The organism is Brevibacillus sp. HB1.1 (assembly GCF_013332445.1).
GTDB lineage: Bacteria > Bacillota > Bacilli > Brevibacillales > Brevibacillaceae > Brevibacillus > Brevibacillus porteri.
In genome coordinates, this window is record NZ_JABMIV010000001.1 from 969,663 (window position 1) to 996,500 (window position 26,838).

Sequence of the window (26,838 nt, forward strand, 5' to 3'; positions counted from 1 at the left end):
CAACTAAAGAAAGGAGGTGATAATTTCTCATAAAAGTGTCATTTTATTCGTTCAATTCACCTATCAATGGATCAATTAATGAACGAAATTCGTTAATTGAAATTCCAAAACCATAATGATTTAAAATATCAGTCAGCTCATTGTTATAGATTTCTGACTTGATTAATGCCAAATCACTCAGAAGTATATTTACTACTTCTCGATCTTCATTGTTCGATATAAGTTACTGTATTGTCTAAGTGTAGCGCGAGTTGGCTTTTCTTTGAAATTGCAGTAATACATTGCCATAAAGTGCTCAAATGTGACAACCTCTTTTTTGTCCATCTCTATCACCCTTTTCCAATCAAATTAACATTTCATCCATTCCCAAATGTTGCTGTCTGTCTTTTCTTCTTTCAATCTCCAACTACTCTTCTCATAATACTCATTCATTTTAGAAGTAGTCGGACATATTACCTCAATTGGGCACTCCCCCAAGATCTGAAGCATTTTATCCATTAACCTCTGTCCTCGATGACTTGGACGAATTGCAAACTGATATAGCGAAATAGTTTGATCAGACTTTCTAGGATAAAAGCGTAATGCTCCTACAATTTGGTTATCATCTATTGCTACAACGACTTGCCTTCTACGCACAGCAGCAAATGCTCCATCAGGACATAAAAATTCCCTATTAGAAATACCATCGTTATTTTCTTGAATGTTATTCTGAAAGAAAAATACAACATCATTCCCTGACCATGAATCAGCTAATGTTATCTTCATTATTCTAACCTCATCAAATCCCAATTTATGTAGAGAGTAGTTCTTTAATGGCTCTCCTGTAACGCAACATCCGTTCATGGTCATTTTTGTTGGATCTGGGATGCGGGTCAAGTCACAGTTATCTTCTAGGTCTGCCAGTTTAACGAACCTTGCTATCGGGTCAAGTTCCGCTCTTTTTACAATTTCCATGTAGGTCTCGCCTTCATTTCTAGTTAGAGCAACGACTGCTCCCACAATCTCAGGAGAAAATCCAGATTCGAGAAGACCTTCCTTAGGGCCTTCTCTAATTGTACTCATTCACACCCTCCTTCCTCATGAAGTCCCCATTTTAAAACGAATAGTATTTGCCACCCAAATCGTAGAATATGGAGGTTAGTGACTGTGGCTAATCAAAAGCATAAAATAAAAAACCCTTGATTCCTCAAGGGTTCTAACGTTCATACTATGGTGATCCGGACTGGGTTCGAACCAGCGACCCCCACCCTGTCAAGATGGTGCTCTCCCAACTGAGCTACCGGATCATGGGATATGTGTGTGATCGTTTAATGGTGGGCCCTGTAGGACTCGAACCTACGACCAATCGGTTATGAGCCGACCGCTCTGACCAACTGAGCTAAGGGCCCGAATCGTATCGGACGTCGATCACATTTATTACTATACAGCATCGTAAAATGGATTTCAAGAGGAAATGAATAATTTCTTGTAAAAATTTTCACTCGTACCAAAAGAACACTAAGAAACCCAGTGATATCAGTCTTGCTTTTACCATGTAAAAAGCCTCGTCATCTCGTTTCAGCTATATATGCTTACCCAAGACCCCAACAAAAAAGCCATTCCCCACCGCTGCGACCCACATCCCCCCTACTAAACATGGGGATTACCTACTTGATGGCATCACATCAAACATGACGCCATCAAGCATATGAGCTACACCAGTGAAGAATTGGCTTCTGCCAGTCTAAAGACGATCCAATAAAGGGTACAACAACAAACAAGATAATTAGGTAATGATCGAGACAAACTTCCTCATCGCAACCCTAACCTACCCCGCCTGCTCCGTCCCTTTCCCTTTCTCCTCGACACGCAGCTCGGCTTCCTGTTGCTTCAACGCCTCATTTCGTGTCAATTCCGCCTCCTGCTCATCTCTCATCCGATGGGCCATACGGCTAGACGCATTGGCTGCCACACTCGCCACGAGGTCGTCCAAAAATGTGTGAACACGTCCCTCTCCCGACTTGGTATCCAGCCTTTTAATCACCCCGACCTTGTGCTTATCCAAATGGCCAAAGGTGGTCACCGCGATACTTCCATATCCAAATACGGAGCCTAGCGCCAATGTTTCGTCGCATCCGAACAGTCCTTCATCTGACGCGATGATAGATTGGAGCGGCTCGGACAAGAGGCCCTTCTCTGCTAACGTATCCAACTCAACGCCAACCAGGATGGCGTGCTGCATTTCCCTTTTTTCCAAGACCGCTTTCACGCTCTCGATGCACTGCGCCATCGTGAGATCTGGATGGTAAGGTGATTGCATGAGATAGACGATCTCTGCGATATCATCCATCGTCACTCCGCGTTCTGCCAAACGTGCGAGAGCAGCGTTTCTGACTTCGATGCTGTGTACTTGCTTCTTCATATAAGAGACAACCCCTTCCACAAATCGAGTGAAGTCGTTTCCTACCATAGTATCACACGCTGACCAAATTGCGACAATCTTTCGCCCACAGCCTGACTGACCCTGCACCCAAACTGTTGGGCATGCCCGCTCACTCCTGTATAATAATGAATAGAAGATCCCAATAAGGAGGACACCGCAGTGGCCCTTGAGGAAATCATCTTGGAAAGCCGGCATTTGGGGACGCCGGAAAAGCTGATTGTCTACACACCCCAACGCTACTCGCCACTCTACTCGTATCCAGTCCTTTATGTGCAGGACGGAGAAGATTACTTGGCAATGGGCAGGATGGCTTCTTTGCTAGATCAATTGAATCGGGACAAAGAATTGCCTGATATCATCGCTGTCTTTCTCCCGGTCGAGAAAAGCAAACGGAACGACCGCTATCATCCGGATGGCAAGGAGCATATGGCCTACCGTCGCTTCCTCGCCGATGAAGTCGTGAGCTATGTCGATACGCATTACTCCACACATCCTTTGGGGAACGCACGAACACTTCTTGGCGAATCTTTGGGCGGGGTTGTCTCTCTGTTTACTGCTCTTTACTATCCACATACGTTTGGACAAGTTGCCTGCCAGTCGATTGCCATGGACGCAAAGTTAAATCGTCTGATAGCTGACGCTGACTTTTCCGTGCCGCAAACCATTTATTTGGAGATCGGGACGGAGGAAACGGCAGTAAGCACGGGCCGGGGCACATTGAATCTTCTTGCGGCCAATGAAGAGTTGCGCGAGATTTTGGGTACGAAAAAAGCCACCCTCGTTTATGAAACGTTTGAGGGTGACCATACGTGGGGCCATTGGCAGCGCAATCTACCGCGTATGCTAAAGACGCTTTACGGGTAAACTTACCGTGGCTGTTCTTCTTGTGGACCTTCATCCTTGATAGTCGATACGAGTGCTTCTTCGAATTCTCCTTTTCGTATCGCAGTCAAGATCGTGAAGGTCAGCACAGACAGTAGAAGCAGAACGAGAAAAATGAATGTGATCATCATAGCCGTATACATGCAGTGCGGCACCTCCTTGCACTACACAGTCTTTCCTTTGACACAAGGAATATACAGACCCACGCTTAACATTACACAAATGAAGAATTTTCTGTTAAAATAATATCTTGTAGAGCATGATAGATAGTAAGGAGGAGTGGTTCTGATGATGTACAGTATCGTTATATTCCCATCTAGCAAGGTGCAAGAAGTAGCCAATTCTTACCGGAAACGTTATGACCCGGGCTATGCTTTGGTTCCTCCGTATATCCGTTTGAAGGAAGCCTTTGAGCTGGACGAAGCCAAGCTTCCTGAGCTGGTGAGCCATCTGGAGCAGGTTGCCTCCTCTACCGACAGCTTTTCGGCTCATTTCCATCGGGTATCTTCTTTCCACCCTACCAACAACGTGATCTATTTGGCTGTGCAAAACAAAGAACCATTTAACGAGCTGCATCAAAAGATTGCCAATCAGTGTGTGAATGAGAAAGAAACCTACGCATACGTACCGCATCTGACCATCGGGCGCGACCTGTCCGACGATGAGCTGCGGGATGTAACCGGCCAACTGAGCATGGCAAAAATTGACCTGAACAGCGAGATTGATCGCTTCCACTTGGTTTATCAACTCGAGGATGGCATCTGGAGCGTTTACCAGACTTTCCTTCTCAAAAAATAAACACCCTTTCCTCAATCATCAACCCTCCCTGCGTATCCGTCGTAGGGAGGGATATTTTCTAACAAAGGACGAATACCGATGAACCTGCAAACCTACCAGATCCAAAGAGTCACCACTGAACAAGAATTGGCGGATGCCCTGTCCGTACGCCGAGTCGTTTTCATCGAGGAACAGGAAGTACCAGAAGAGTTGGAAATAGATGAGCATGATACATTGGATAGCGGGACGATTCATTTTGTAGTCTACCGCGAAGGAAATCCAGTGGGGGCAAGCCGTCTCCGTACCTACGCACCTGGGGTAGGAAAAATTGAACGGGTAGCGGTTGCCAAAACAGAACGCGGTACCGGACTGGGCCGCCAAATCATGCTCGCGATGGAAGAGTTGGCCAAACAACACGGGTATGACAGCCTGAAGCTGAACGCACAGACGCAAGCCCAACGGTTTTATGAAAAGCTCGGCTATGAACCTTTTGGCGACTTGTTTGATGATGCGGGTATCGAGCATATTGCGATGGTCAAATCCATTCGCGAATAACAGAAGCTACGTGCAGCCCCATCCCTCAGATAGAAAAACAACCTCGTTTTCGCTATGATCATCATGCGAAGCGAGGTTGTTTTTCATTGTCACCCGAGAAAGGCATTAAATCAGCTGTGGTTTCCGGATTGCCTCAATCACTCGTTCAAAAGAGTCTGCACCGTGGCCCTCTGCTACTTTCTGTGTGGCCAATGCTAGCAACGGCGTTAACCAATCAACGGGGATTCCCTGTTCCTTACTGGCATGGATAATGTGTTCAAGTCCGAGTTTATTCGTATTCATGTTGGACACATCGGTCGTGAAGTTTCCTTCATCACGTGCACGTGCGGCAACCGGATCTGATAAGAGCGGGGCAATCAAGTGATGAATCCAGCTGGTTGCGTATGGAAGAAACTCTGTCGCCGTTATGTTTGCCGTACTTAACAAGGCATACGCATGCAGAGAACCATACCAAGCGCCATACATCATGGTGAGCAGCGACAAATCGTAGATCAACGGCACGCCATGGTCTTCACTGAGATAGGCAGCGTTACCTCCCAGCAGCTTCAATGTCGGTTCATATGCTTCAAATAGAGCCTTCGACCCGCCGTAGAAAATGAGTGTTTCAGGCAGTCCAATCATTTGAGGGACAGCCATAATCGCTCCATCGAGATATTGCCCACCGCGCTCGCTTACCCACTTGGCAGACTTGCGTGCATCCTCCGGGGTTCCGGTGGTGAGGTTGACGATGACACGCCCTGATAATTCATTTTCCAAGGGCTCTAGCAGGTCTTGCATGACTTTGTAGGTCGATAAGCAGACAACGACCAAGCTGCTTGCCGTGATTGCCTCTGCTACACTGCCCGCCAGTACTGCTCCCTTCCCGACTAGACCTTTGGCTCTATCTGCTGAACGGTTCCAGACAGTCGTTGGATGACCACCATTTAGAAAAGCATCCGCGAGTGCTACTCCCATATTGCCAAGGCCAATTACTGATACAGACGCTGGAATTGATGTTGATTTCATCGTTTGACACTCCATTCATTTTATACTTTGCAAGTGAGATGATCTGACGCTACATGCAAGATCTATCGCTCTTGATTGCGATTCTAAAGGTTTACACTAGTGTGAATGTCAATACAAAAATCAATGCTTCTTGACACTTCACTCCCGGTGGAATAACATGGAATCAGAAACATACGATACCGTATCTTTTGAGGTGAACCATGCAATACGTACGTGAAGATTGGATTCGGGCAGGGCTTGATATGTTGGCTGAAGCAGGCATTGACGCTGTTCGTGTGGAACCTCTCGCCAGAAAACTGAAGATCAGCAAAGGGAGCTTTTATCATCACTTTCCAGATCGTCAAGCGCTACTGGACTCCATGATCGAATATTGGGAGGAGCATGCGACAGAGCGGATCATTCGCGCGCCACACGCTGACAACATGTCGTTGGAACAGCTGTTGTCGAGTGTTTTTAACAGCGAGCGAAAAATCGAAGCCGCTATCTACAACTGGGCGAAGCAGCATCCTGCCCTTTCCAAACGTCTCGTGGAAATCGAAAAGCGCAGAATCGGCTTCGTGGCCACATTATATGAGAAAAAAGGGCTGGCTCCCGCTGAAGCAAAGGCACGCGCCCAGCTCGCGTACCTCCTCTATGTTGGTTGGCTCGTGCGCCGAGAGCTAGAAGCACCTTTCGATATGTCCGAACCCTTGCATCATTTTATGACTTGGATTTGATTCCCCTCTCTGCCTGACAGGCTATACTGCGCAGAGATTTTTTTGCCCAAAACATACGGATTCGTATCTTTCACAAAACCTTTTAAATCAATAGGAGGCATTCCCATGACGCATGTTTTCCCCATCTCATCTGCTATCTTCTTAGTCATCGTGTCCTTGCTGCATTTTTATTGGGCCTTCGGAGGAAAATGGGGGACCGATTCCGTCATTCCCACAACAGCTGATCATTCACGTCGAACTTTTTCCCCTCGGAAAGGCGGAACGATCGTCGTTGCTTGCTTGTTGACTTGTGCCGCTTACCTTTTGCTTGCCCAGAGCGGTTATCTCCCACCCGTTATAACCCGTTCTTTGATTCAATGGGGATGCATTGTCTGTGCCGCTGTATTTGTCCTGCGGGCTGTGGGAGACTTCAACTACATTGGCTTTTTTAAAAAAGTAAAAAATACGAAGTTTGCTCGTCAAGATACGGCATTGTTCACCCCTCTATGCTTGTGGTTAGGGATATCATTTCTACTCGCCTTGTTATAAGTTCACAAAAAGCCCTCTTCCCATAAAAGAGAAGAGGGTCCTTACCATTACGTATGGATGAATTACGCCTTCCGCTTCGCCGCAATCGCACGTATCTGTTCAACAGCATCCATCGTTGCGGTATGAGAACCGAGCATCGCATGAAACGGCTCCTCTCCACGCCAGCCATGGAAATCAGAACCGCCCGTTATAACAAGTCCGTATTGTGCTGCCCATTTGCTGTAGCGCATTTTTTGTACCTCATCGTTGTCCGGGTGGTTCACTTCAATCCCGTCCAATCCGAATACAATCAACTCCTGGACCAGCTCATCATCGTCATACAGACCCGGGTGAGCCAGCACCGCCACTCCGCCAGCCTCTTTGATCAGCGTGATTGCTTCCTGCGGGGTAATGCGTGGAGGATTGACATAAGCCGCTCCCCCTTTGCCCAAGTACTTATCAAAGGCCTCCGCGATCGTTGAAACGATCCCCAGCTCAATCAGTTCTTCTGCAATATGCGGTCGCCCGATGTTTTTGTCCGTGCCCTGCTTGCGGCGGTATACCTTTTCCAATGAAATGTCGATACCGAGCTCCTGCAGCCGTGCTATCAGCAGTTGGTTACGCTCATGTCTTGTCTCTCGCAAACGGAAGAGACGCTCTTCAAAAGCTGGGTCTTCATACGGGACAAAATAGCCGAGAACGTGAATATCCTGCCCCTTCCCTACGGAGCTCACTTCGACTCCCGGAATGATTTCCACGCCGAGTGCGCGGGCAGCCTCCATTGCTTCTGGAATCCCTGCTACCGTGTCGTGATCCGTGATCGCCAGTGCAGCAAGTCCAGCCTCCTTCGCCAAACGCACGTTTTCCGCAGGCTCGCAGGTACCGTCTGAAGCCTTTGTATGTGTATGCAAATCTGCTATAAGTTCCATCCTCGTCCACTCCTTCTTTTCTTTTTCTACAAGTCTGAATTGATATTGCCGTACATAGTATGAGAATAAGCTCGATTTCTCAATGGTTGAACCGAGGAGGATGTCCATGCGGTTAAAAAACAAGACCCTTACCGGTGTCGTTCAGCCACTCTCTTATGTTGACAAAATGCTGCGGCAACAAGGCTTTCATCGATCAGGCGGCGACAGTATGCCAACATACGATGTCGTCATGTACGACTCCGCCAGCAGCAGCGCATATTTTTTGCGCATCCCGACGAATTACACCAGCACAACGACCGGAAAAGGGGAACTGAATGTCAAACTGGGTCATCCGTATTTGGAAGCAAAGTTTTATATGAACACCGCATCCGAAGAAGTTTTTTTCATTCCCAAGGCCGTCCGCGAAGCTGCAGAGCATAAGCTAGCAGAAATCGCCGATTACCTTTCTGCTCCCTCCGCTCCATCCTGAACAGTTCTCCACAACCACCGATTATGTTCAAATCGGTATGCCACCCTCTTTGTTTTTTGAAGCCCGACCAAGTAACCCATAAACGCCGTCCGAAACAGGACGTAGCTCGAAGCATTTTCTATGGAAATGTGTAAACGCTCACACAGGAGAGTTAATGCTTCTTCTGGTGTTCTCTCCTCTACTAAAATGTCGCAGATCACCGAGAAAATCCGCTCATGCCAAGCAATATTTTTGTTCACGGCATCATGAGAGGTGGTGGTATATGCTCCGTGCCCAGGCAAGTATCCCCTGTAGTTGGTTGCAAGCAGTTTATGAAGACTGAGTAGAGTCTCATGCGCATCCACAAGAAACGGCAGCTTGTGCTTTTCCAAAACCTCTTCGCCTAAATAACTGTCGGCAGCGAAGCAAATCTCGTCACAGACGACGCCAACCTGTTGCCAGCTATGCCCCGGCAGAGAAAGGATAAAGAAATGTACGCCATCTATCTCGATCCCTTCATCCAGTGGAAGGAGGTGGTCCACCCGAGAAGGTTGCGCCAGCAAAAACTTGTTTTTGAGATCCTCAAGTGGTGCTGCACCCACGTTCAAGTAAATGGGCTCAAGTATCGGATTCCGAATGATCGCCTCTTCCAGCGGTGGCGCATAGACCCTTGCTTCGGGCCAGCATCCGAGCAAGTAGGCGTTTCCACCGAAATGGTCGGCATGAGAGTGTGTCTGAATGATTGCACACAAGGGCTGGGCGATAACGTCCAGTCCTTTTTTGATTTTTTTTGCGTTTTGGGTATCCAGACCAGAATCAATCAGGATTGCTCCATGCTCACCAATGACGAGGCCTATGTTAACATGACCGGGAAAATAGCCGACACGCTCCGTTATCATTTGAAATGCTTGTCCAGACACAGCACTCCCTCATTTCATCCTTTTCCTATTTATTTTCTCCAAAATATCGCCTTCCCCTTCCCCGTTCCTATTTCTCGTGTTCTTGTTTACATAGAGCCGCGACGAGCGACCATCTATTTTGGGCGAAAGAAGCGGGCCAATGATCGTATACGGTGGTAAAGGTCGTCCGAGTCCACTGAACATATGCGTAGTCGCTGCCACTGCGACGATCGTCAGCAAAGAGAAAATCATTCTCTCCATCCCGATCGTCTGAATCGAGCCGAGTACGATCAGCCCATCGATTAGAAAAATCAGCAAGGCAATGCGCAGCTTGTATCGTCTGGCAAGAAATTGCGCGAGCAGGTCTGTCCCGCCCGTATTCGTCTCGTAGGCAAGCATCAAGCCGATACCCATGCCAATTAACACGCCGCCAGTAATTGCGGAAAAGGATGTTGACCATAGATTCCAACCACGCATATCCGAGAGAATATCTATAAAGAAAGCAGAAATCAGCATGCCGTGAAAGCTGTGAAAAAACAATCTGCGATCATAAAAAAAGACGATGACATACACAGGAATACTTACCAAAATCATCACGAGACCCGGAGGCATCTGCATGTAATACGTCGCCAACAAACCGATCCCAATCATGCCCCCGTCCATCAAGCGGTGCGGAACCAAAAACAGATTGACTCCTATGCCTAGAAGCACGCTTCCTGTGAGAATCGCTACACCTTTTTGCAGCCAGTACACGTTGCTCCCCTCCTTGGACCGTGCTCGTTTATATTTATGATCAGAAAGAAGCAGGTATGTCCAAGCATTGCCTAAGAATGCGCTCGTTCAAATCGGAACGTTTTGACTGTTCGGTTGACCTATTGGTATACTTACGAGTAACAAGAAAACCTGAGGCATGGCTCATGAAAAGCATATCCATTGCAGGTTTTAGATCGAATATTTATCCGTTTTTGGTCGTACATGTAAAATACCATTATCGTATCGGAGGTGAATTCTCCACCTTTCGCACTGCGGGAGGCGGAGGTGTGCTTGGAGAGTCCGATAGGGGAGATTACGCTGAATCTGCTGCTCGTGGTATTTTTGGTTCTTCTGAACGGCTTCTTCGTCGCAGCAGAATTCTCGTTGGTAAAAGTTCGCCAAACACGTCTGACCCAGCTCGTCAGTGAAGGCAATAACAAAAGTGCCCGCTACGCGCAAAAAGTCACGCGAGAGCTCGACGCCTATCTGTCCGCCTGCCAGCTCGGAATAACGCTGGCTTCATTGGGGTTAGGCTGGGTAGGTGAACCTGCCGTCGCCCATTACGTCGCGCCCGTCATGGCATTATTTCATTTCCCAACTTATTTGGTCGGTCCGACCTCACTTGCAATCTCCTTTGCTATTATCACATTTTTACATATCGTCTTCGGAGAGCTTGCGCCCAAGTCTTTGGCGATCCAAAAAGCGGAGGCCACTTCCCTATGGACTGCTGCACCACTCATGTTTTTCTACAAGCTGAGCTATCCGCTCATCTGGTTTTTAAACGGGGCAGCCAATTTACTGATCAGACGCCTTGGAATCGAGCCTGCCACGGAAAACGAATCTGCTCATACAGAAGAAGAAATCCGCCTTCTCATGAACCAGAGTCATAAAAGTGGTCACATTGACCAGACCGAGATGGCGTTGGTTGACAATGTCTTCGTGTTTTCCGAACGTCTTGCCCGGGAAATTATGATCCCACGGATTGATATGATTTGCCTTTACGACGACAACACGTTTGACGAAAACCTCGAAATCATGAGAGAGTCTCGCCATTCACGCTTTCCCGTCGCCCATGAGGATAAGGACAGGCTGATTGGCTTTGTGCACACCTCAGATTTTTACCTCTCTGCGTTGACGACAGGAAAGGCTGAGCTAAATGATTTTCTCCGCCCTCTATTGACGGTGCCGGAGTCTATGGAAATTAGCCATGTCTTGCGCTTAATGCAAAAACGCCGCTCCCAGCTCGCCATCGTGATTGACGAATACGGAGGTACAGCAGGGCTGTTAACGATGGAGGACATTTTGGAGGAAATCGTCGGTGATATTCAGGATGAGTTCGATGAAAATGAGCGCCCTGAAATTGAAGAAAGCTCCAGCAATACGCTCTCGGTTTCCGGCAAAACTCTCTTGACAGAACTGAATGATTACATATCGATTGAAGTCGTTTCCGACGAAGTCGATACCATTGCCGGATGGCTCTACAGCCAGTTAAATGAAGAGGTCGCGAAAGGCAAAACCGTCACATTCCAAGGCTATCTTTTTGCGATCAGTGAACTGGAAAACCATCGCATCACACGGGTGAGCATCACGTATTTGGGAGCAGAAGATTCGTCCGCTTTCCCGGAGGACATCGTGTCGCTGCACTCCTAATCGAAAAGAACAACCATAATGGCAAGTGTCCCCTGCCGACAGGGGGCACTTCTTGTTTCCGAGGTGTCATGATGAACTACGCTTTACTAGACAACAAACCCATCCTGTTGCTACCAGAGAACTACAACCGCATACCGTTTTGGCGCATGGCTGCCCGGCAGGACAAGGTACGCTGTCCAGCCTGTGCATCAGCGCTTCGTCTTCATGCTGGCATCAGCTTTGAGCCGCATTTCTTCCATCCTGAAGGAGCAGAGTGCCCGCTTCTGACGGAAAATGGTCCTGCTCCTCTCGATTCGCTACACGCGATTAACGAGACGGCTGCCACTGCCTTTCAGGCTGTCTTGACTGCTACGGCCGAAAAGGATCACAGCGACAGCGACGACAACACGAAAGAACCACTCGCTTTCTCAACCATGGAACACAGTGCATCCATAGACGAAGTAGATACAACAACCATCGGCTCCTTTCGCCTTCCGAAAAAGAGAACGATTGGCACGAGCACGACGCCTCCCCCGCCAGCTCCGAAGCCACCGGTTTTCCGCAAACGCTTGATGCCGAAGAAGACCATCTCTCACATGGCTGAGCAAATGCGTGATCAACCGCTGCATCCGGGACAACAGCAAGCGGTGCACGCTACCGAGGGACCTTTTCTCATCCTCGCCGGAGCCGGAAGTGGCAAGACGCGCGTTATGACGGCTCGCACGACTCATTTGATCTGTGAGTTGGGCGTAAAGCCGAATCAAATCATGGTCGTGACCTTTACGACCAAAGCCGCCGATGAAATCCGTCAGCGCATTGCCCGGCAGCTACCTGCTGGACAAGCACGTGAGCTGATTGCCGGTACGTTCCACAGCATCTTTTACCGAATGCTCCTGCATCACCAGCCAGAACGCTGGGATCAGCAGCGCCTCTTGAAAAAGGATTGGCAAAAATGGCGGTTGATACGCGAGACTGGCGCACTGCTCGGTCATGATGACCTTGCCACGTTAAAAGAAACAGAGATCACCGAAGCACTCGGCATTATCAGCCGTTGGAAAAACGAATACATCCTCCCCCATGAGGTCGCGTATCGGGAAGCAACGAACGATGCAGAAAAACGGGCGATCCAGCTTTATCCTCTGTACGAGGCCACGAAGAAAAAGCATCATTGGTTTGACTTTGACGACATGCTTATTGGCTGCTACGAAATGCTGCGCGATGATTCAGGACTCCTGCGCCGTTATCAGGAACGCATCACCTATGTGATGGTCGATGAGTTTCAGGATATCAATCGCATTCAGTATGAGACAGTCAAGCTGTTAGCCGCTCCACAAAACAATTTGTGTGTCATCGGGGATGACGATCAGTCCATTTACGGCTTTCGCGGCAGTGATCCCCAGTACATCTTGGGCTTCACCAAAGACTTCCCACAGGCGTCGACATTTACACTCGAGGTCAACTACCGTTCCCATTCCTCGATTGTCAGTCTTGGCTATTCGCTGATCGGTCACAACCGGGAGCGTTGGGCAAAGGAATGTCAGTCCTTCCATCGCGAGGAAGGCGACACGTATTTATTCGAGCCGGAAGACGAAGAAGAACAAGCTTCCCGGATCGTCGATGAAATTATCCATCGTCGTGAGCAAGGAGCCATTTTGGGGGAATGCGCGATCTTGTACCGCACCAATGAATCTGCACGCCCCATTTTAGAGCGTCTGAGCGAAGCAGGGATTCCTTTTCATTACACCCAAGAGGAGGATTCCTTTTACCAACGCCAGACGGTTCGCTGGACGCTGAATTACTTACGGCTCGCGTTAAACCCGGATGACACCGATGCGCTTAAAGAAATATTGTCGACTCTCTACATCTCAGCCGAAATGTGGAATGCCTTGCGCAGCCAAGCAATCATCGAGGACAAGCCGATTCTGCACGTTCTTCCGCATTTGACACAGCTCAAACCGTATCAGCGCAAGCACATGCAGCAAATCAATGAGATTCTCACCGCGTGCAAGGACGTTCCACCTGCTCAGGCATTGGAGCTCATCTTTGAGGATGGCAAACTGCGCGACTATCTAAAAAAACGGGCGAAAGACCGGGAAGATGGCCGGGAACGTTGGAGCGATGAGCTGCAACAAATACTGGCAGCCTCCAAGCGTCATGCGACAATCAGCGATTTCTTGGCTTATATCGATCAAATGGCCCGACAAGAAAAAGAGTGGCGCACGATGCGACCACTCCCGGACGAAGCTGTTCATGTTTTAAGTATCCATCGGGCAAAAGGTCTCGAATACGACCACGTTTTCTTGCCCGATCTGGTAGAAGGTGCCCTTCCTCATGAGTACACATTGGATGAGCTGCGAAAAGGCGGCTCCGGTGCTCTTGAAGAAGAACGTCGTCTCCTATACGTCGCGATTACCCGGGCCCGTCACAGCTTGTGTATCGGTATCCCCCGGGAGCGATTCGGACGAAAGACCCGCACCTCCCGCTTCATCGCCGAGATGGGCAGGTAAGTACTGAAAGCCGCCCCCCATATAAATCAAGAATTCTTCCATGTTCGTAATTAATGGAAACATAAAAAACAGGCCCCCTTTCACGCATTTTGGGTATAGTATGCGAGAAATAGGGGCCTGTTATTCTTTTTCGGGAAATTTGCTTCTGGTTAGCCGCCCATAATGCTGTAGCCAGCATCGACGTGCAGAATTTCACCCGTGATTCCTCTGGAGAGATTGCTGAACAAGAAGAGGGCCGTGTCGCCTACTTCCGATTGATCAATCGTGCGGCGCAATGGCGCTTTTTCCTCAATTTCCTTCAGCACGGAGTTGAAATTGCGGATGCCTTTTGCAGCAAGCGTACGGATTGGACCAGCAGAGATCGCATTGATACGAATATTCTCTTTGCCCAAGTCGTTTGCCAAGTAACGAACAGATGCATCAAGCGCAGCTTTGGCTACACCCATTACGTTGTAGTTTTGAATCACGCGCTCACCGCCAAGGTACGTCAAAGTCACGATGCTTCCGCCCTCGGTCATCAAAGGACGAGCAGCACGAGCAACTGCTACCAGGGAGAATGCGCTAATGTCTTGTGCCAGTGCGTATCCTTCACGGGATGTGTTGACATACTCGCCTTCGAGCTCTTCGGTTTTCGCAAACGCGATGCAGTGCGCTAGACCGTGAATAACGCCCACTTTTTCTTTGATCACAGCAAAAGCCGCTTCGACATCCTCATCCTTCGTGACATCGCAATTTACCAACAGCGACTCTACTCCCAATTTTTCCGTGAGTGCCGCCACGTTTTCACGCAGACGCTCCCCTTGGTACGTAAAAATCAGATTCGCTCCAGCATTATGTAAGGATTGCGCAATTCCCCAGGCAATGCTGCGGTGGTTTGCTACGCCCATGATGACGATGTTCTTTCCTTGCAACAATGTATTCATTATGTATCTGCCCCTTTCCCAACTTATTCCCCTGCATTATAACCGATCTTGTCCATGGATACGAGGGGATAAACGAGAGGGGCCGTACAAAAACATTTAATCGGTACTTCCGGCCTGATCGGTTAGCGCAGTTAGAGCTTCAGAGGAAGCCCACGATTCCTGCATTGGATTCAACGATGTCCCCATGACCGGGAATTCAGTCAGTGACTGCAAGAGATCGTCTGTTTGCAATTGCTCTTGATGGTTCATACTGTCAGTCCACACTCCCTTCCTCCAGACTAGACTGGCTAGGAATGGGACCTTTTATGCATGCAAGTGGTTCGCGTGTAAAAAGGCAGACAAAATCAAATACACGGCCATGGCACCAACAAAATAAACTCCGTACTGTGCCTTTTTGGTTTGTCCGATATAAGGGACGAGATGGCTAGCGGATACATACAAAAAGATACCGGTCGTCATGGCCAACATAATGCCAGACCAATTCGAAGGAAACATTTGCTCGGCAAAGCCAAAACTGAGAGCTCCTGCAATCGTCGCGATTCCAAGGGATGTCGCCCCCCAAAATGCTTTCTTTCTCGAGTTGGTCGCTGCCAGCAAAAGAGAGGCAATGGTCACGCCATCTGGAATTTTGTGCAGCAGCATCGCCACCAACACCGATACCCCTACTTCTGAATCCATCTGCAAGCTAGCGACTAATGAGACCCCTTCGACAAATGCATGCAATAAAAAACCTGTCATGACCCCAATGATTCCCGTGGAGCCAAACTCTCCGCTAGACTTGCTGATTAGTTCCAGAGCAAAAAGCATCACAAAGCCAACGAGCACAAATGGCATCAACCACAAGCTCTTGTCAGAAAAGACATGTGGCATCAAATCTAGTAGCGTTATCGCTAGCAGTAGCCCAGCCCCTGCACTGATCATCGCAAACAATGCCTCGGATGACCAGGCACGCAAACACAACAGCAGTCCTCCGATACTGCTCGCCAAGGCAGCAGTCAAAAGGACAATCCAGAAAACAGATTGCATCATCCGGTCCTCTCCTCACCCAACGAGCAAAAACATGGTTTCTCCTTCCATATGTACGCGCCTGTCCCGGTCATTATGAGCAGTCAACCAAATTTGACAAAATACGACGATCTGTCCGAATCGGACGAAAGATCACTAGTTTTTAGAACCTTTGTCGATTCTCTCTTACCCGGAAAATTTTGGTGCTATAATGAGTCCACCGGGAATACCGAGAGGAAAAAAAGGAGTGATTCTGGATGGATGTACAAGTTTGGATGGCTTCAAAAGAGGTAGCTGATCGCCTTGATGTGCATGTTCGTACACTGCGTAACTGGCTGGACTTGTTCGTACCTGCACAGGAACGTCTGAAAAATCCGCAGGGTCACTATTTGATCAGCGAAGCAGGCTTTGAACTGCTCAAGGAAGTAAAGGAAAGAAAAGACAGCGGCAACAGCTCGTTAAAAGATATTCAGCGCCAACTGATAGAAGAAGGACGTCTGTCCGAGGAAATGCTCCTGGAAGAAGAACTCACAGGTGCAGAAGAAACCGCCGTTACGATTAGCGCCACAAACAAGCTGGGAACAGGCATGCGAGAAGTGGAAGTGACTGTCCACGAGACACTCGTCCAATTTCAGCAGGAGCTCACACAGCTCTCCTCTATGAATCATATGCAATCGACCATTCTGCAAAAAATTGCGGATATAGAAGAAATGCAAGAGTCCCTTCGCTTGGAAATGCGTCGTGTTACTTTTGAACTGGATCTCATGCAGCAGCGCTTGACTCGTCGCAAGGAGCGCTATGCCCGCTACGAACCTCGCTGGTCACTCAACCCTTTCCGCTGGTTTACACGTTCAGATCGCGCAGCCGAGCAATAATCGTGTTTTTTTATAAGGAAAAAAATGACAATTATGAGAATAACCTCAACAGCGGTAGTCTCCCCATGTTCTACTGTGATAAAATGGTACTATATGAACCGACTGAAAATCAGGACTATTTACATTCCACCATAAAAGGACTGGGGCTTTCGTTGTGAGAAAATTGCATATTACTTCGGTAAAGCCGGGCGATGTCATCGCCAAGAGCTTGTTCCAGGAAAATGGGAACGTTTTGTTGGGGATCGGGGTACAACTAACCCCTCGATACATTGAACGGCTTGTTCAATTGGGAATTGATACCCTTTACATTCAAGACAAGCACACAGAAGATATCATGCCGGAAGATGTAATCCGCGATGAGACGCGTAAAGAAGCCGTGGATGCCGTGTACAAAACGATGACCACCCTCATGGATCAGCCGCAGATCAAGCGCCGTACGTCCGTACCTGATTTCGGGAGCAGTTTTCAAAAGGTTTTTCGGGAAATCTTTCAAGATTTGAGCAGTCGTAAAGATATCTTGGTCAACCTATCCAGTCTTCACGTATTGGATGGTTACCTTTTTCACCACGCAGTCAATGTCGCCGTTCTGTCTGGTGTGGTAGGGATGGCCAAAGGCTACAACCAGCAACAGATGATGGAGTTGGGCATTGGTGCGCTTTTGTTCGACATCGGCATGACACAGGTTCCTAAGGAGCTCTGGACCATGCGTACGGAGTTAAGCGCAGAAGAACGACAACGTGTCCAATACCATACCGAAGAAGGCTTCAATATTTTGCGGAATCAACATAATATCTCGGTCGTCTCCGCACACTGTGCGTTGCAGCACCACGAGAGATACAACGGAACAGGATATCCCCGTCAGCTCTGTGAGAAAAACATTCACGAGTATGCACGAATCGTGGCAATCGCTGATGTTTACGATGCCTTGGTTTCCCCGCGCCCATTTCGGAAAAGCTACTCGCCGAGTGATGCTACCGAGTATTTGTTCGCTACAGGAAACACCTATTTTGACCTCGACCTGCTCAAGCTATTCCTGCAGCACGTCGCTATTTATCCAATTGCTTCAACTGTAATGCTAAGTACAGGGCATACCGGGGTCGTTTCCAAAGTGAATCCATTGGCAGTGAATCGACCGACGATCCGTATTCTTACCAATGAAGATGGATCTGAAGTAGCCTCCACCTATGAAGTCGATCTCTACGATAAAGAATGGATGAGCGTGACGATCGTCAAAACCTTATAGGCCCGCGACAAAGCTGAGATTTATTATTCATCTCAGTTTTTTCATGCGTGGGGACGTGGTGTTTTCGTACGTTGCAAATATCCCGCAACTAACACGAGAGCGACCAATCCAATTTTGATCGCATATTCGAGCCAAGCCCTCCCCGCGATCCACTCATGCATTGTATCATCCATTAGAATCATATTCACCGCTGTTACAGCCAGGACACCTGAACCAATATAAACAAGCCATACAAAGCGCTCCATTGCTTTTAGAATGAGCTGGCTGCCAAAAATCATGAGAGGCACACTGATCAAAAGGCCCAGCACGATGAGGACGATATCTCCTTTCGCTGCTCCTGCAATGGCGAGTACGTTATCCAGTCCCATCATCACATCTGCCACCACAATCGTCTTGACCGCTTGAACCAAGTCTTCACTCGAGCTGATTGCTTCCTCTCGCTCGTCCTCGCGTAACAGGTTGTAGCTGATCCATAGCAGGATAATTCCGCCGATCATGTACAGATACGGGATTTTCAGCAAATAAACAGCAAGAATCGTAGCGATCACGCGTACGATGATAGCAAGAAACGTCCCCCACAATATGGCTCGTTTTCGTTGTTCGATAGGAAGCTTCCGACAAGCGATGGCAATGACCACGGCATTATCTCCACTTAATACAAGGTTGATGGTAATAATGAGTAGCAGCGACGAAAAAAAGGCAGATTCAAACAAAGGATGCACCCTCCCAGAACTTTTTGAGCCCTACTCGCCACCCTTGTACGGTGCCCCTGATTTTTTGTATGATGGTAACGAGGAGGGTTGTCGAAATGTCGAAACAATTCGTTATAGAAGCGATCATGTTGGCTATCTACGGGGAGTTGATGGTCCCATCGCAACCAGTAGAATATCTGATACCCGCGTCGACAATCTATGAATTGGACGAATTTATCCAGAGTCCTGAACCTATCATGCCCTACTCTGCTGATGATCAGTATGTCCGGCGGATTATGAAAGAAATGAGCCAATTTTTTGCCGATCCATTCAATCGCAAGCGAATGGAAAAAGGACTGATAGCCCCATGGTCCAAGGTTCCCTTTTCTTTTCCGAACGGTGTGACACTGACGGTCGTAAAAGTGGAGGACAACGCCATGTGGGGGGAGATATTTGATCCCGTAGAAACACAGCTATTGTTGACGGCCATGAAGTTTGAGGTCCCACTTCTCACAGACCAGCCTGATTATCAGGATCGGATATTGGAATATATCGTGCCTGTTCAATTTTACGATGTGGATGATTTTGATTTCGCGCTTGAGCAAGGAATCTCATTGAACGACCTTCGTGAACCATAATCAAGAAAACAGACCGACGAGCCTGACGCTTGTCGGTCTGTTCTTAGTGAGACAAATGAAAAAGGTAGAAGGGAGCCGTCACTCATCAGTCAGGTTCTGCTGAATCAAAAGGATGATTCAGCTTGAAGTTGTCCCAACATTCGGTACAATCTCTGAAGCATGGCGTCTTGGCTGCCCTGCTCTCATCCTTCCTATCATTTGTATCCTGGCATCGAATAGTTAATAAGATTTGACGAATACCACTGGACCATTATGATAGAAAAAGCCACAGAATTCAGTGTATCTGCCTCTGCAAATGGTTCTTGGGTCATAACCTAAACCAATAAGCCGCCCACAATCATCTCTGTTTTTAGCTGGTGTCGCTCCTGGTTTGTGGCCCCACAACGCACCATGAGATCCATCCGTGACTAGCCGATAGAAGTGAAAATCCGAATCAAGTGGTCCGCCTGGTTTAATTACGCATCCAATCATCAATACGTTCAATGAGCTAGGTGAGCAGTGATGACTCCAACCATCGGCGTACAGACCACCCATCACTTCACTACATGTATTTTCCCTTGCTGGACGGCCTCCGCGGAGGCCAGGGTGAGCCCAGCGCCCTCCCCCCAGATGATTACTGGCGAAGGCATAGCAATTATTATTAGCGATTTGATGAGGTTCATTGAAAGCGGTTACGTTATTATTGTAGTACATAGAAGCGCAGACCATTGATTCGGAGACTTCACTACTAGTATCTATGGTTGGATCAACAACTTCAGTGGGCGAAGGTAATAAAACGACACCACTTGCAGCCTCTTCACGCAGATTGTCCGTTACTTTACTGTTTTTCTTTTCTGATGTTTGCAAAAGCCACTCAGTAGCGAGGGCTTGCTTCGCTGGTTTACTTCCAACACGGAACTCCATGGGGAGTGGACTTTCCAATTCCCGATTGGTCCTGCTCCAAATCCCTTCATCCGTCTTAATCTCGCGGACAATAAATCCACGATAGCCAAGACCAAACTCCTCCTCAGGGGTATACACTGGTGAAATTTGCGTCGGGTCGGAGGTTATTATTTTAAGTAGTTCCTTCTCTTCGGTCTCAGACAAAATCCATTTGGGATTGGGCCTTCCTGAAAAGATATCTAGTTCTACTTCTAGCATGATAAATAACCCCCAATAATATTTTTGTCTTCGTACTACAAAGGGATTTACGCTTGCAATTGTTTGTTGCATTTTCATTCCGAATGTCTCCAAACAGTAGGCTGACCATTTCATGAAATATCATTCATGTAAGAAGTAGAAAATTCTCCTAATTGCTTTAATCCAGATCCGAGTCAGCTAGATTGTCACATTGGAGTTAAGATAACGCGGTTTGGCTTGCGGACGGTCCCCCTATTAAAACACAGTCACATAAACGCCACGTCGGTGTTCCGCTAACAGCTACCACACCCTCAGTTAGAATCACTTGGATTGTAACTGCATGAGTGACAGAAGTGGAAATATTGTCATTCCACGTAAGGTTAGGATTCATCACGATACCGGCCCCTTTGTTTACGCTAATGCTTTTTAACCAAAAGTCGTCTAGTTCGGAAAGTATGGGGCGGTAGTAACACTACTTTCTGAACCGTATAAAGCTCATGAGGTAATCATAATCATGTAGTAATGTGAATCTGAGGTTACTAAACAATTGTAGTAACCTCAGATTCAGTTTTGTATAACAAGCAAAGGAGGCAGTCAATATGTACAGCGGACTCATGGCTTCGTACAGAGCTACCAGCTACGGCCCCACTCCAGCTGTATTTATCAGCAAGAACGATGGCACCCTCTGGATGGTCGATAAAGTGAACCGATACGACCCAAATTCCAGCTGGACGCCATGGCGCAAGGTGAGAGTTCCAGTTGGGGGTGTGACAGTAGGTAGTGTGTTTCCACGGGTGGGCGGGTTGCTGCAAGCGTTCGTCATCGCGAACTCCGATTCGAGCGTCAGAACGATGTGGGAGATTTTGATGCATCGCTGGTCAGACTGGCAATTATTCTGGAACGGTGCTGGCGTGACAAGCGTGGCGGCTGTTGCTCTCCCCGACGGGCGTCTCCAAGTCTTCGTTACCCTGAGGACCAACACGATCTTCACCACCCAGAAGAAGACGACCGCCGAAAACTCCGATTGGGTTCCATGGCACGAATTCACGCCGCCTGGCGGGCATCGCATCAGGCGGATCTCGGCATGCATCCTGGCGGACGGACGAATACAACTCTTCGTGACTACTGGACTAAACGTGTTGACGACTTGGATGGTGCATAGACACGCCAACTCGGACTGGGCACCGTGGCGTGTTTGGTACGATACGAGGGAGGACGACAAGATCTCGGCAGGTACTCTTCCCGACGGGCGGGTGCAACTGTGGCGTCTCAAACTTGATGGACATCTGTCGAGCCGGTGGAAGACTGGCGGCCCGAACTCCGACTGGAGCCCATGGAGGTCATTCCACGCGCCTGGCCGGCCCGTCGCCTTCACTGTGGCACCGTTGAATGACGGGCGTCTGCAAGTGTGGGTAGCTGACCAATCTGGGGATATCCACACACAGTGGAAGGTTAGTACCGATCCAAATGCCGCTTGGACACCCTGGAAAAGATTTCGCAAACCGTAATCTGGCTGTAAAAGAAATCTTACTGTAAAGCAAATTTTTTGATTGATTTGAGATCAGCTACTGCTACACCCTTTCATAAAGTCCCATTAGCGTAATAGCTCCGCGAGTCTAGAACTTTATTTTTCAGTCTACAACTATATTTTCTAGTCAAATACTGCACTCAATTCGAACGTACATTCTCTATCAAATCACCCTGAATAGATCATGCAGATTGGTTTTGACAGAACATTGAGCAAAATTGCCTTTCTCAGCTTTGGAGTCAGCATGACCATTGTTGTTCTCGCTTCCTTGCAGATCATCCCCTGAAACTAGTTCATAAGTCTTTGCCTGCCACAAAAAAACGTCCTGAATAGGTTTGTCCATGGTACAATATGGGTAAAGACATGGAAAGCGGTTCGGGGAGGAATAGTGCACATGGATTTGACGAAAAGAAGCAATGATTTGGAGGCAGAAGTAGCTGTTGACCAACAGATTTTGTTTAAAATGGGGAATGAATATTACGGACTGTCGATTTCACTCGTACGTGAGATTATCAAGCCACTTCCCATTACACGTTTTCCAAAATCTCCACCTTATGTCGAAGGAGTCATTGATCTGCGTGGGCGGATCTTACCGATAATCAACTTGCGGAAAATGTTTGATTTGGAACCTTTGGAACAAACGGATGATACTCGCTTTGTCGATTTGCAGATGGATGTGTTGAACATCGGGATTATCGTAGATGCTGTCTCGGAGGTCATGAATATTCCGCAGAACTTGATCGAGCCTGCACCACCGATTATCGCTGGTGTAGAGGGCAAGTATTTGCACGGAATTGCCCGTTTGAACGACAAGCTGATCATGCTGCTCGATGTGGATGAAATTTTTGGACAGTGGAAAAAGAAGTAAGCGGCAGTGTAAAGCCCAGTGCGATGATGCACTGGGCTTTTGTTCTCTTTATTCGTTACTCCCTACTCTCTGCCTCCGCTTGCTAAATACGCATAGTTCACCCATACCATCTCTTCGATTCCCAAAATTTCTTTGAACAGGTCAACCGAGTCATACAACAGTGAAGCTCCTGTGTCGTCATCGACGTTCGTCAACAACTGCAGATCAAAAAGGGAACGTAACTGCTGAATCTGCTTTGGACCCACGATCCGACCAAATGACTGCGGCTTGATACGTGTGATCCCTTTACCTACCTCGCGCCGATACAACTCCGAACGCACTACCCTCTCCAGTATGTCTTCATACTTTTGCCGAACGTCCTCGCTTTCTACGATTCCTTCCTGCAGGTCAATCTCTGGATAAAGCCTGCAAAACTCGGCTTCCGCCATTTCTACATCGAGCGAGTAGCTGATTGTCGCTGACGCAACCTCGTATCCTGCATCGAACAAGCGAAAGCCCCAGCCGTTGTCCTCAGCGTCATGAAACCAGAGGAGGGGTACGAATTGCTTGGACAGTCTCAGCAAAAAATCAAGCGTCGTGGAGGTTTCCAGCCACTCATCCTGCAGGAAAAATGCATTCCAGTCGATGTTGACGTTTCTGTGGAAGTATGGCTGCTCTGTCTTGGATAAGGCAATCAGTACTTTCGGTTCGTATTTGCGTGGATAAAGAATGCCGGTCGTGAACTCACCCATCCGTTTTCCACCGCTTTCTGGAAGGCTTCCCTGATCCTTTCTTCTTAGTCTATTCAGGCAACGCTTGTTTTTTGCTGTGATCTTTATCAAACGTGCTCGTGTGGATCATCGTATGTACCGCGCCCTCCGGCAACAGCTCGGAACGATATAAATGGAAATGCCGTGCCTTCCATTGTGGGGGCTCCTGCGCTAAATAACGTTCATTCCAATCTACGAGGGCAAGCTCATCCCCACTGCGATGCGGACCGCGCGCCATCGTAATATGCGGCCGATACCGCTTCCGATCGTAGGACAAGCCTTCGTGCAATTCGAACCTTCTACCCAACAATAAATGCAGCTGGTTGAGTGGAGAAAGTTGGCCGCGCAGTCCCAGCCAGAGCACACGTGGATGCAGGGCATTTGGAAAAACCCCGAAGTTACCAACACGCAGGGTAAATGGCTGGATGATCGCGCCGACGATATCCATATCCTCACAGATAGCGGGTACGAGTGACTCATCCACCTCTCCAAGAAAATGCAGAGTCAAATGCAAATTAGCGAGAGACTGCCACCTGTCCGCAGTCACATCTTGCTTTAACCGTTTTTGAACATCGGCAATATAAGCGGCAGCATCAGCTGGAATATCCAACGCTATGAATAAGCGCATTTCTGTCCTCCTTCGAAAAAAATAGCCCTCCTGTGACGGAGAGCCATTTATCTTTCCTGCCTCGTTAGGCAGCCATCATCTTTCCGGTTACGATTCCCAAAACACTCCTGACATATTCCGCAAGACGGTTCGAGCCAGGCTGGTAGGTAAAACGCAAGGTCAGCTCACTATGACCGACATGACCAGCAGGAGGGATATTCCAGAAGTACTCTGCTTCCCCATATAAAAACTCTTCAATGCGCTGCTTCTTTCCTTCGATATCGATACTCGGATCATGCGTCAAGGAAAACTTCATCATGACTGAAAACGAATCTGTCCAAACTTGATCGCGCTTATGTAATTTCCCATGAATAACTACTAAACCGGCTTCTCCCCACAAATTGTACTCGAGCAAAGCCTGAAACTGCGGATGTACCTGCAGCTCCAAGGCAGGAAGCCCTCCTTCGATCGTAAGTGCATGACGTTGTGCCAGTTGCTCAATCTCCCCTTGAAAACGGTGGGCGCATTCAGAAACAGCCTGGAACAAATTGGGTTCAACAGCGTACATCGTCGTCACCTCTCCCCAATGGATTGTCTGTCTTACTTAATTCGAATTCCCGCTTGTCATATCCTTTGTTGAAAAATGACTTATTTACCCATATTTCATCGAAGAACAAAAAATTCCAGGGAGAGTCTTTTTTCACAATCTCTCAACAATTACAGGTAAGGGACAGGCATTCCTGGAAACGCTTTCGCAAACACCTGCGCGAGATGCTTCTGTACATCTTCATCCAGCTCCAAATGATAGAGGCGACCGCTCTCATAACGCAATAGTGGATAGGCGCCTACCTGCAAGGGAGAAGCGTCCTGTGTTTCCACATACTCCGGCAAGGTCATCAAAAAGCGCGAGAAAGGATTCGCTTCATCTTCTGACATATGAACGACCTCGAACAAATGCGAGAGACTTGGCGTCAGCACGATCATCGCGTAATCTCCCTCTTCCGCAGCCCATACGGTAAAGGACGTATCCCGGACCTCGCTGCGGGCGTGCCTGCGCATGACCCATACTGCTTGCTGCACAGTACTCATCAATAAATGCTGCGCTCCTTCTTCACCATGGACATCTCTCATGTGCTTGTAACGCAATACGAAGGCCATCCCCGATTCTGTAAAAACAGATCCAGGCAAACTCATCGCTGAGATGCTTTCTGTCTCTTCCTCACGCACCTGCACCTCTTCTGGAAGAGTATCAGGTGTTCCTTCATAGAGCGCCTGAATCATCTCACGCGTACGAACCACTTCCGCTGGGGAAAAAGAAATCGACTCGGAATAGATGTGGGTAAGCTCACGATCCGCGTAAGCCAAGTAGTGCAAAGAAATATACGGCTGCTCGATCATTGTCAAAGCCATGCTTCGCTCATCAGCATGCGCTATGTCGAACGTCAAGGGAAAACCAAGTGGATTCAGCGGGTCCGACAGTGTCCAAATGACAGCGAGCAGTTTATTTTGATACGTCTTGAATTCGAGCGAAACGGCATCTCTCGTCTGCTCGCTGAAAGCATCCACCGATTCGAACACCAAATACAGCTCCACCTCGCCCGTTCCACTTAGACGGACAAAGTAAGGAAGCCCCTCCTCTTCTGCCAGCTTGTACAAATCGTGATAAACCACGGGATCGAGAACCTCTCCCTGTGTTGAATCGTCTGGAGAACACAGGGTATCATCGGGGGCTAACGAGGGGAAAAATTCTTCATTCATGCGTTATTCCTCCTGTTTTCCCCAAGCTTTTAGCAATGTCCAATTGTCCATTTGTTTTAAGAGAGTCCGATCTGTCGCGTCAATGTGGACAGGGGTAATCGCAATATAGCCATGCTTGAGCAAATCATAGTCCAGCGGCTCCGCCAGTGGCATGACTTGAGGGTACTCGCGTGCCAAATAATAGCCTTCTGCTTCTTCGCTATATTTGTCTTCATAGTGATTCATGGACAAGGTGGCCGGAACCATTCCTTTCACCTCAGCCAGCGGTACATGCGGGATATTAATATTCCAGAATACCTCTGACGCCAGTTCTCCTTTGACCGCACGATCACTGAATTCTTTTACAATCGGACGAATCATCTCCACTACATCGCCGTAGTTGTCTTGATCGAACCAGTTATCATAGGAAAGGGCAACACCGGGAACCCCCAAGATTACCGCCTCCCTGGCACCGCTGCACGTACCGGAGTAATAAATATCACGTCCGAGATTCGTCCCGACGTTAATCCCCGAAAATACGATATCCGGCTTTTTCCCATGTTCAAACAGGAGATGGTAAGCAGCTTTTACACAGTCTGCAGGGTTGCCATTGACCGCCCACGCTTTCACCGGCATTCCGTGAAAATCACGCTGTTCAGGCGCGAGCGCACTGCGATAAGTAATTCCGTGTCCCACCCCGCTTTTCTCTTCAACCGGTGCCACTATATAGACTTCCGCTCCCTCCAAAGTGAGCAAAGCTTCTACCAATCGCTTGATACCAAGAGCATCGATGCCATCATCATTCGTAACCAAGATCCGCAATTT

Annotated in this window: 30 protein-coding genes and 2 tRNA genes; 13 read left to right on the forward strand and 19 right to left on the reverse strand. The window is 48.2% G+C overall.

What is annotated here, in order from left to right; translation table 11 throughout:
- Positions 1–348: 348 nt before the first annotated feature.
- From HPY27_RS30025 to HPY27_RS04500, 4 genes are all read right to left on the reverse strand, one after another.
- Positions 349–1,062, reverse strand: coding sequence for a GNAT family N-acetyltransferase (locus HPY27_RS30025; RefSeq protein WP_254612808.1), 714 nt, complete (start codon positions 1,060–1,062; stop codon positions 349–351).
- 148 nt (positions 1,063–1,210) lie between these two features.
- Positions 1,211–1,286 (reverse strand) — tRNA-Val (locus HPY27_RS04490).
- Between the two features lie 25 nt (positions 1,287–1,311).
- Positions 1,312–1,388: transfer RNA gene (locus tag HPY27_RS04495), tRNA-Ile, on the reverse strand.
- A 419-nt stretch (positions 1,389–1,807) separates the two neighbouring features.
- Positions 1,808–2,401 (reverse strand): phosphatidylglycerophosphatase A family protein, encoded by a 594-nt coding sequence (locus HPY27_RS04500; protein WP_017250306.1) that lies wholly within the window; start codon positions 2,399–2,401, stop codon positions 1,808–1,810.
- Between the two features lie 180 nt (positions 2,402–2,581).
- On the opposite strand from HPY27_RS04500, the gene HPY27_RS04505 reads away from it, so the two are divergent.
- Positions 2,582–3,286, forward strand: a complete 705-nt coding sequence (locus tag HPY27_RS04505) for an alpha/beta hydrolase (RefSeq protein WP_174224427.1) — start codon at positions 2,582–2,584, stop codon at positions 3,284–3,286.
- Between the two features lie 2 nt (positions 3,287–3,288).
- Here the strand turns inward: HPY27_RS04505 and HPY27_RS04510 are convergent, their stop codons facing one another.
- Complete coding sequence (locus tag HPY27_RS04510; RefSeq protein WP_017250308.1) at positions 3,289–3,447, reverse strand: hypothetical protein; 159 nt, start codon at positions 3,445–3,447, stop codon at positions 3,289–3,291.
- A gap of 145 nt (positions 3,448–3,592) precedes the next feature.
- Here HPY27_RS04510 and HPY27_RS04515 point away from each other — a divergent pair, with 145 nt between their 5' ends.
- Positions 3,593–4,102 carry a YjcG family protein gene (locus HPY27_RS04515; RefSeq protein ID WP_017250309.1) on the forward strand — a complete coding sequence of 170 codons (510 nt, stop codon included), beginning with the start codon at positions 3,593–3,595 and terminating at the stop codon, positions 4,100–4,102.
- Positions 4,103–4,180: 78 nt separating this feature from the next.
- The gene (locus HPY27_RS04520; RefSeq protein ID WP_017250310.1) at positions 4,181–4,636 is read left to right on the forward strand and encodes a GNAT family N-acetyltransferase; all 456 of its coding nucleotides are present in this window, start codon (positions 4,181–4,183) and stop codon (positions 4,634–4,636) included.
- A gap of 105 nt (positions 4,637–4,741) precedes the next feature.
- Here HPY27_RS04520 and HPY27_RS04525 read toward each other — a convergent pair whose 3' ends face one another.
- Positions 4,742–5,641 (reverse strand): NAD(P)-dependent oxidoreductase, encoded by a 900-nt coding sequence (locus HPY27_RS04525; protein ID WP_174224428.1) that lies wholly within the window; start codon positions 5,639–5,641, stop codon positions 4,742–4,744.
- Between the two features lie 200 nt (positions 5,642–5,841).
- Between HPY27_RS04525 and HPY27_RS04530 the strand changes: the two genes are divergently transcribed.
- Positions 5,842–6,357, forward strand: coding sequence for a TetR/AcrR family transcriptional regulator (locus HPY27_RS04530; protein ID WP_174224429.1), 516 nt, complete (start codon positions 5,842–5,844; stop codon positions 6,355–6,357).
- A gap of 105 nt (positions 6,358–6,462) precedes the next feature.
- Positions 6,463–6,885 (forward strand): DUF3995 domain-containing protein, encoded by a 423-nt coding sequence (locus tag HPY27_RS04535; protein WP_017250314.1) that lies wholly within the window; start codon positions 6,463–6,465, stop codon positions 6,883–6,885.
- Positions 6,886–6,947: 62 nt separating this feature from the next.
- On the opposite strand, the gene HPY27_RS04540 is transcribed toward HPY27_RS04535, so the two are convergent.
- A complete protein-coding gene (locus tag HPY27_RS04540; protein ID WP_174224430.1) occupies positions 6,948–7,793 on the reverse strand; it encodes a PHP domain-containing protein in 846 nt (281 codons plus the stop codon).
- A gap of 106 nt (positions 7,794–7,899) precedes the next feature.
- Between HPY27_RS04540 and HPY27_RS04545 the strand changes: the two genes are divergently transcribed.
- Positions 7,900–8,262 (forward strand): hypothetical protein, encoded by a 363-nt coding sequence (locus tag HPY27_RS04545; RefSeq protein WP_017250316.1) that lies wholly within the window; start codon positions 7,900–7,902, stop codon positions 8,260–8,262.
- Here HPY27_RS04545 and HPY27_RS04550 read toward each other — a convergent pair.
- Positions 8,232–9,161, reverse strand: a complete 930-nt coding sequence (locus HPY27_RS04550; protein ID WP_174224431.1) for an MBL fold metallo-hydrolase — start codon at positions 9,159–9,161, stop codon at positions 8,232–8,234. The two genes, HPY27_RS04545 and HPY27_RS04550, sit on opposite strands and share 31 nt — an antisense overlap.
- Before the next feature lie 9 nt (positions 9,162–9,170).
- On the reverse strand, positions 9,171–9,893 hold the full coding sequence (locus HPY27_RS04555; RefSeq protein ID WP_173622278.1) for a YitT family protein: 723 nt from the start codon (positions 9,891–9,893) through the stop codon (positions 9,171–9,173).
- Between the two features lie 285 nt (positions 9,894–10,178).
- Here HPY27_RS04555 and HPY27_RS04560 point away from each other — a divergent pair, with 285 nt between their 5' ends.
- A complete protein-coding gene (locus tag HPY27_RS04560; RefSeq protein ID WP_174224432.1) occupies positions 10,179–11,543 on the forward strand; it encodes a hemolysin family protein in 1,365 nt (454 codons plus the stop codon).
- Between the two features lie 71 nt (positions 11,544–11,614).
- Positions 11,615–14,029, forward strand: coding sequence for a UvrD-helicase domain-containing protein (locus HPY27_RS04565; RefSeq protein WP_174224470.1), 2,415 nt, complete (start codon positions 11,615–11,617; stop codon positions 14,027–14,029).
- Between the two features lie 149 nt (positions 14,030–14,178).
- On the opposite strand, the gene fabI is transcribed toward HPY27_RS04565, so the two are convergent.
- The 3 genes from fabI to HPY27_RS04580 all read right to left on the reverse strand — a co-directional run bounded on the left by fabI (position 14,179) and on the right by HPY27_RS04580 (position 15,981).
- Positions 14,179–14,952 carry an enoyl-ACP reductase FabI gene (fabI, locus tag HPY27_RS04570; protein ID WP_016742464.1) on the reverse strand — a complete coding sequence of 258 codons (774 nt, stop codon included), beginning with the start codon at positions 14,950–14,952 and terminating at the stop codon, positions 14,179–14,181.
- Between the two features lie 96 nt (positions 14,953–15,048).
- Positions 15,049–15,216 (reverse strand): hypothetical protein, encoded by a 168-nt coding sequence (locus HPY27_RS04575; RefSeq protein WP_174224066.1) that lies wholly within the window; start codon positions 15,214–15,216, stop codon positions 15,049–15,051.
- A 39-nt stretch (positions 15,217–15,255) separates the two neighbouring features.
- Positions 15,256–15,981 carry a ZIP family metal transporter gene (locus HPY27_RS04580; protein ID WP_017250322.1) on the reverse strand — a complete coding sequence of 242 codons (726 nt, stop codon included), beginning with the start codon at positions 15,979–15,981 and terminating at the stop codon, positions 15,256–15,258.
- 233 nt (positions 15,982–16,214) lie between these two features.
- Between HPY27_RS04580 and HPY27_RS04585 the strand changes: the two genes are divergently transcribed.
- Positions 16,215–16,832: a MerR family transcriptional regulator gene (locus HPY27_RS04585; RefSeq protein ID WP_017250323.1), complete on the forward strand. Its 618-nt coding sequence runs from the start codon at positions 16,215–16,217 to the stop codon at positions 16,830–16,832.
- A gap of 154 nt (positions 16,833–16,986) precedes the next feature.
- Positions 16,987–18,075: an HD-GYP domain-containing protein gene (locus HPY27_RS04590; RefSeq protein WP_017250324.1), complete on the forward strand. Its 1,089-nt coding sequence runs from the start codon at positions 16,987–16,989 to the stop codon at positions 18,073–18,075.
- Positions 18,076–18,116: 41 nt separating this feature from the next.
- Here HPY27_RS04590 and HPY27_RS04595 read toward each other — a convergent pair whose 3' ends face one another.
- A complete protein-coding gene (locus HPY27_RS04595; RefSeq protein ID WP_174224433.1) occupies positions 18,117–18,797 on the reverse strand; it encodes a TerC family protein in 681 nt (226 codons plus the stop codon).
- An 86-nt stretch (positions 18,798–18,883) separates the two neighbouring features.
- Between HPY27_RS04595 and HPY27_RS04600 the strand changes: the two genes are divergently transcribed.
- Positions 18,884–19,405, forward strand: a complete 522-nt coding sequence (locus tag HPY27_RS04600; RefSeq protein WP_017250326.1) for a hypothetical protein — start codon at positions 18,884–18,886, stop codon at positions 19,403–19,405.
- Between the two features lie 219 nt (positions 19,406–19,624).
- On the opposite strand, the gene HPY27_RS04605 is transcribed toward HPY27_RS04600, so the two are convergent.
- Complete coding sequence (locus HPY27_RS04605) at positions 19,625–20,623, reverse strand: hypothetical protein (RefSeq protein ID WP_017250327.1); 999 nt, start codon at positions 20,621–20,623, stop codon at positions 19,625–19,627.
- 590 nt (positions 20,624–21,213) lie between these two features.
- Between HPY27_RS04605 and HPY27_RS30720 the strand changes: the two genes are divergently transcribed.
- Both HPY27_RS30720 and HPY27_RS04615 read left to right on the forward strand, forming a co-directional pair.
- Complete coding sequence (locus HPY27_RS30720) at positions 21,214–22,032, forward strand: DUF8189 domain-containing protein (RefSeq protein ID WP_483296510.1); 819 nt, start codon at positions 21,214–21,216, stop codon at positions 22,030–22,032.
- A 414-nt stretch (positions 22,033–22,446) separates the two neighbouring features.
- Positions 22,447–22,920, forward strand: a complete 474-nt coding sequence (locus tag HPY27_RS04615) for a chemotaxis protein CheW (protein WP_174224434.1) — start codon at positions 22,447–22,449, stop codon at positions 22,918–22,920.
- 62 nt (positions 22,921–22,982) lie between these two features.
- On the opposite strand, the gene HPY27_RS04620 is transcribed toward HPY27_RS04615, so the two are convergent.
- The 5 genes from HPY27_RS04620 to surE all read right to left on the reverse strand — a co-directional run bounded on the left by HPY27_RS04620 (position 22,983) and on the right by surE (position 26,835).
- Positions 22,983–23,651, reverse strand: coding sequence for a hypothetical protein (locus HPY27_RS04620; protein WP_026043230.1), 669 nt, complete (start codon positions 23,649–23,651; stop codon positions 22,983–22,985).
- Between the two features lie 49 nt (positions 23,652–23,700).
- Positions 23,701–24,297 (reverse strand): RNA 2',3'-cyclic phosphodiesterase, encoded by a 597-nt coding sequence (thpR, locus tag HPY27_RS04625; RefSeq protein ID WP_174224435.1) that lies wholly within the window; start codon positions 24,295–24,297, stop codon positions 23,701–23,703.
- 64 nt (positions 24,298–24,361) lie between these two features.
- On the reverse strand, positions 24,362–24,844 hold the full coding sequence (locus HPY27_RS04630) for a hypothetical protein (protein ID WP_017250332.1): 483 nt from the start codon (positions 24,842–24,844) through the stop codon (positions 24,362–24,364).
- A 149-nt stretch (positions 24,845–24,993) separates the two neighbouring features.
- Positions 24,994–26,034: a hypothetical protein gene (locus HPY27_RS04635; protein WP_174224436.1), complete on the reverse strand. Its 1,041-nt coding sequence runs from the start codon at positions 26,032–26,034 to the stop codon at positions 24,994–24,996.
- Between the two features lie 3 nt (positions 26,035–26,037).
- The gene (gene surE, locus HPY27_RS04640) at positions 26,038–26,835 is read right to left on the reverse strand and encodes a 5'/3'-nucleotidase SurE (protein ID WP_017250334.1); all 798 of its coding nucleotides are present in this window, start codon (positions 26,833–26,835) and stop codon (positions 26,038–26,040) included.
- Positions 26,836–26,838 lie beyond the last annotated feature (3 nt).

Coding starts and splice junctions, on each gene's coding strand:
- HPY27_RS30720 (WP_483296510.1), top strand. CDS start 21,214: ATGGTCGATAAAGTGAACCGATACGACCCAAATTCCAGCTGGACGCCA.
- HPY27_RS04500 (WP_017250306.1), bottom strand. CDS start 2,401: ATGAAGAAGCAAGTACACAGCATCGAAGTCAGAAACGCTGCTCTCGCA.
- HPY27_RS04630 (WP_017250332.1), bottom strand. CDS start 24,844: ATGTACGCTGTTGAACCCAATTTGTTCCAGGCTGTTTCTGAATGCGCC.
- HPY27_RS30025 (WP_254612808.1), bottom strand. CDS start 1,062: ATGAGTACAATTAGAGAAGGCCCTAAGGAAGGTCTTCTCGAATCTGGA.
- HPY27_RS04515 (WP_017250309.1), top strand. CDS start 3,593: ATGATGTACAGTATCGTTATATTCCCATCTAGCAAGGTGCAAGAAGTA.
- HPY27_RS04565 (WP_174224470.1), top strand. CDS start 11,615: ATGAACTACGCTTTACTAGACAACAAACCCATCCTGTTGCTACCAGAG.
- HPY27_RS04530 (WP_174224429.1), top strand. CDS start 5,842: ATGCAATACGTACGTGAAGATTGGATTCGGGCAGGGCTTGATATGTTG.
- HPY27_RS04615 (WP_174224434.1), top strand. CDS start 22,447: ATGGATTTGACGAAAAGAAGCAATGATTTGGAGGCAGAAGTAGCTGTT.
- HPY27_RS04605 (WP_017250327.1), bottom strand. CDS start 20,623: ATGAAAATGCAACAAACAATTGCAAGCGTAAATCCCTTTGTAGTACGA.
- HPY27_RS04635 (WP_174224436.1), bottom strand. CDS start 26,034: ATGAATGAAGAATTTTTCCCCTCGTTAGCCCCCGATGATACCCTGTGT.
- HPY27_RS04520 (WP_017250310.1), top strand. CDS start 4,181: ATGAACCTGCAAACCTACCAGATCCAAAGAGTCACCACTGAACAAGAA.
- thpR (WP_174224435.1), bottom strand. CDS start 24,297: ATGCGCTTATTCATAGCGTTGGATATTCCAGCTGATGCTGCCGCTTAT.
- HPY27_RS04580 (WP_017250322.1), bottom strand. CDS start 15,981: ATGATGCAATCTGTTTTCTGGATTGTCCTTTTGACTGCTGCCTTGGCG.
- HPY27_RS04510 (WP_017250308.1), bottom strand. CDS start 3,447: ATGTATACGGCTATGATGATCACATTCATTTTTCTCGTTCTGCTTCTA.
- HPY27_RS04600 (WP_017250326.1), top strand. CDS start 18,884: ATGTCGAAACAATTCGTTATAGAAGCGATCATGTTGGCTATCTACGGG.
- HPY27_RS04620 (WP_026043230.1), bottom strand. CDS start 23,651: ATGGGTGAGTTCACGACCGGCATTCTTTATCCACGCAAATACGAACCG.
- HPY27_RS04585 (WP_017250323.1), top strand. CDS start 16,215: ATGGATGTACAAGTTTGGATGGCTTCAAAAGAGGTAGCTGATCGCCTT.
- fabI (WP_016742464.1), bottom strand. CDS start 14,952: ATGAATACATTGTTGCAAGGAAAGAACATCGTCATCATGGGCGTAGCA.
- HPY27_RS04540 (WP_174224430.1), bottom strand. CDS start 7,793: ATGGAACTTATAGCAGATTTGCATACACATACAAAGGCTTCAGACGGT.
- HPY27_RS04545 (WP_017250316.1), top strand. CDS start 7,900: ATGCGGTTAAAAAACAAGACCCTTACCGGTGTCGTTCAGCCACTCTCT.
- HPY27_RS04525 (WP_174224428.1), bottom strand. CDS start 5,641: ATGAAATCAACATCAATTCCAGCGTCTGTATCAGTAATTGGCCTTGGC.
- HPY27_RS04535 (WP_017250314.1), top strand. CDS start 6,463: ATGACGCATGTTTTCCCCATCTCATCTGCTATCTTCTTAGTCATCGTG.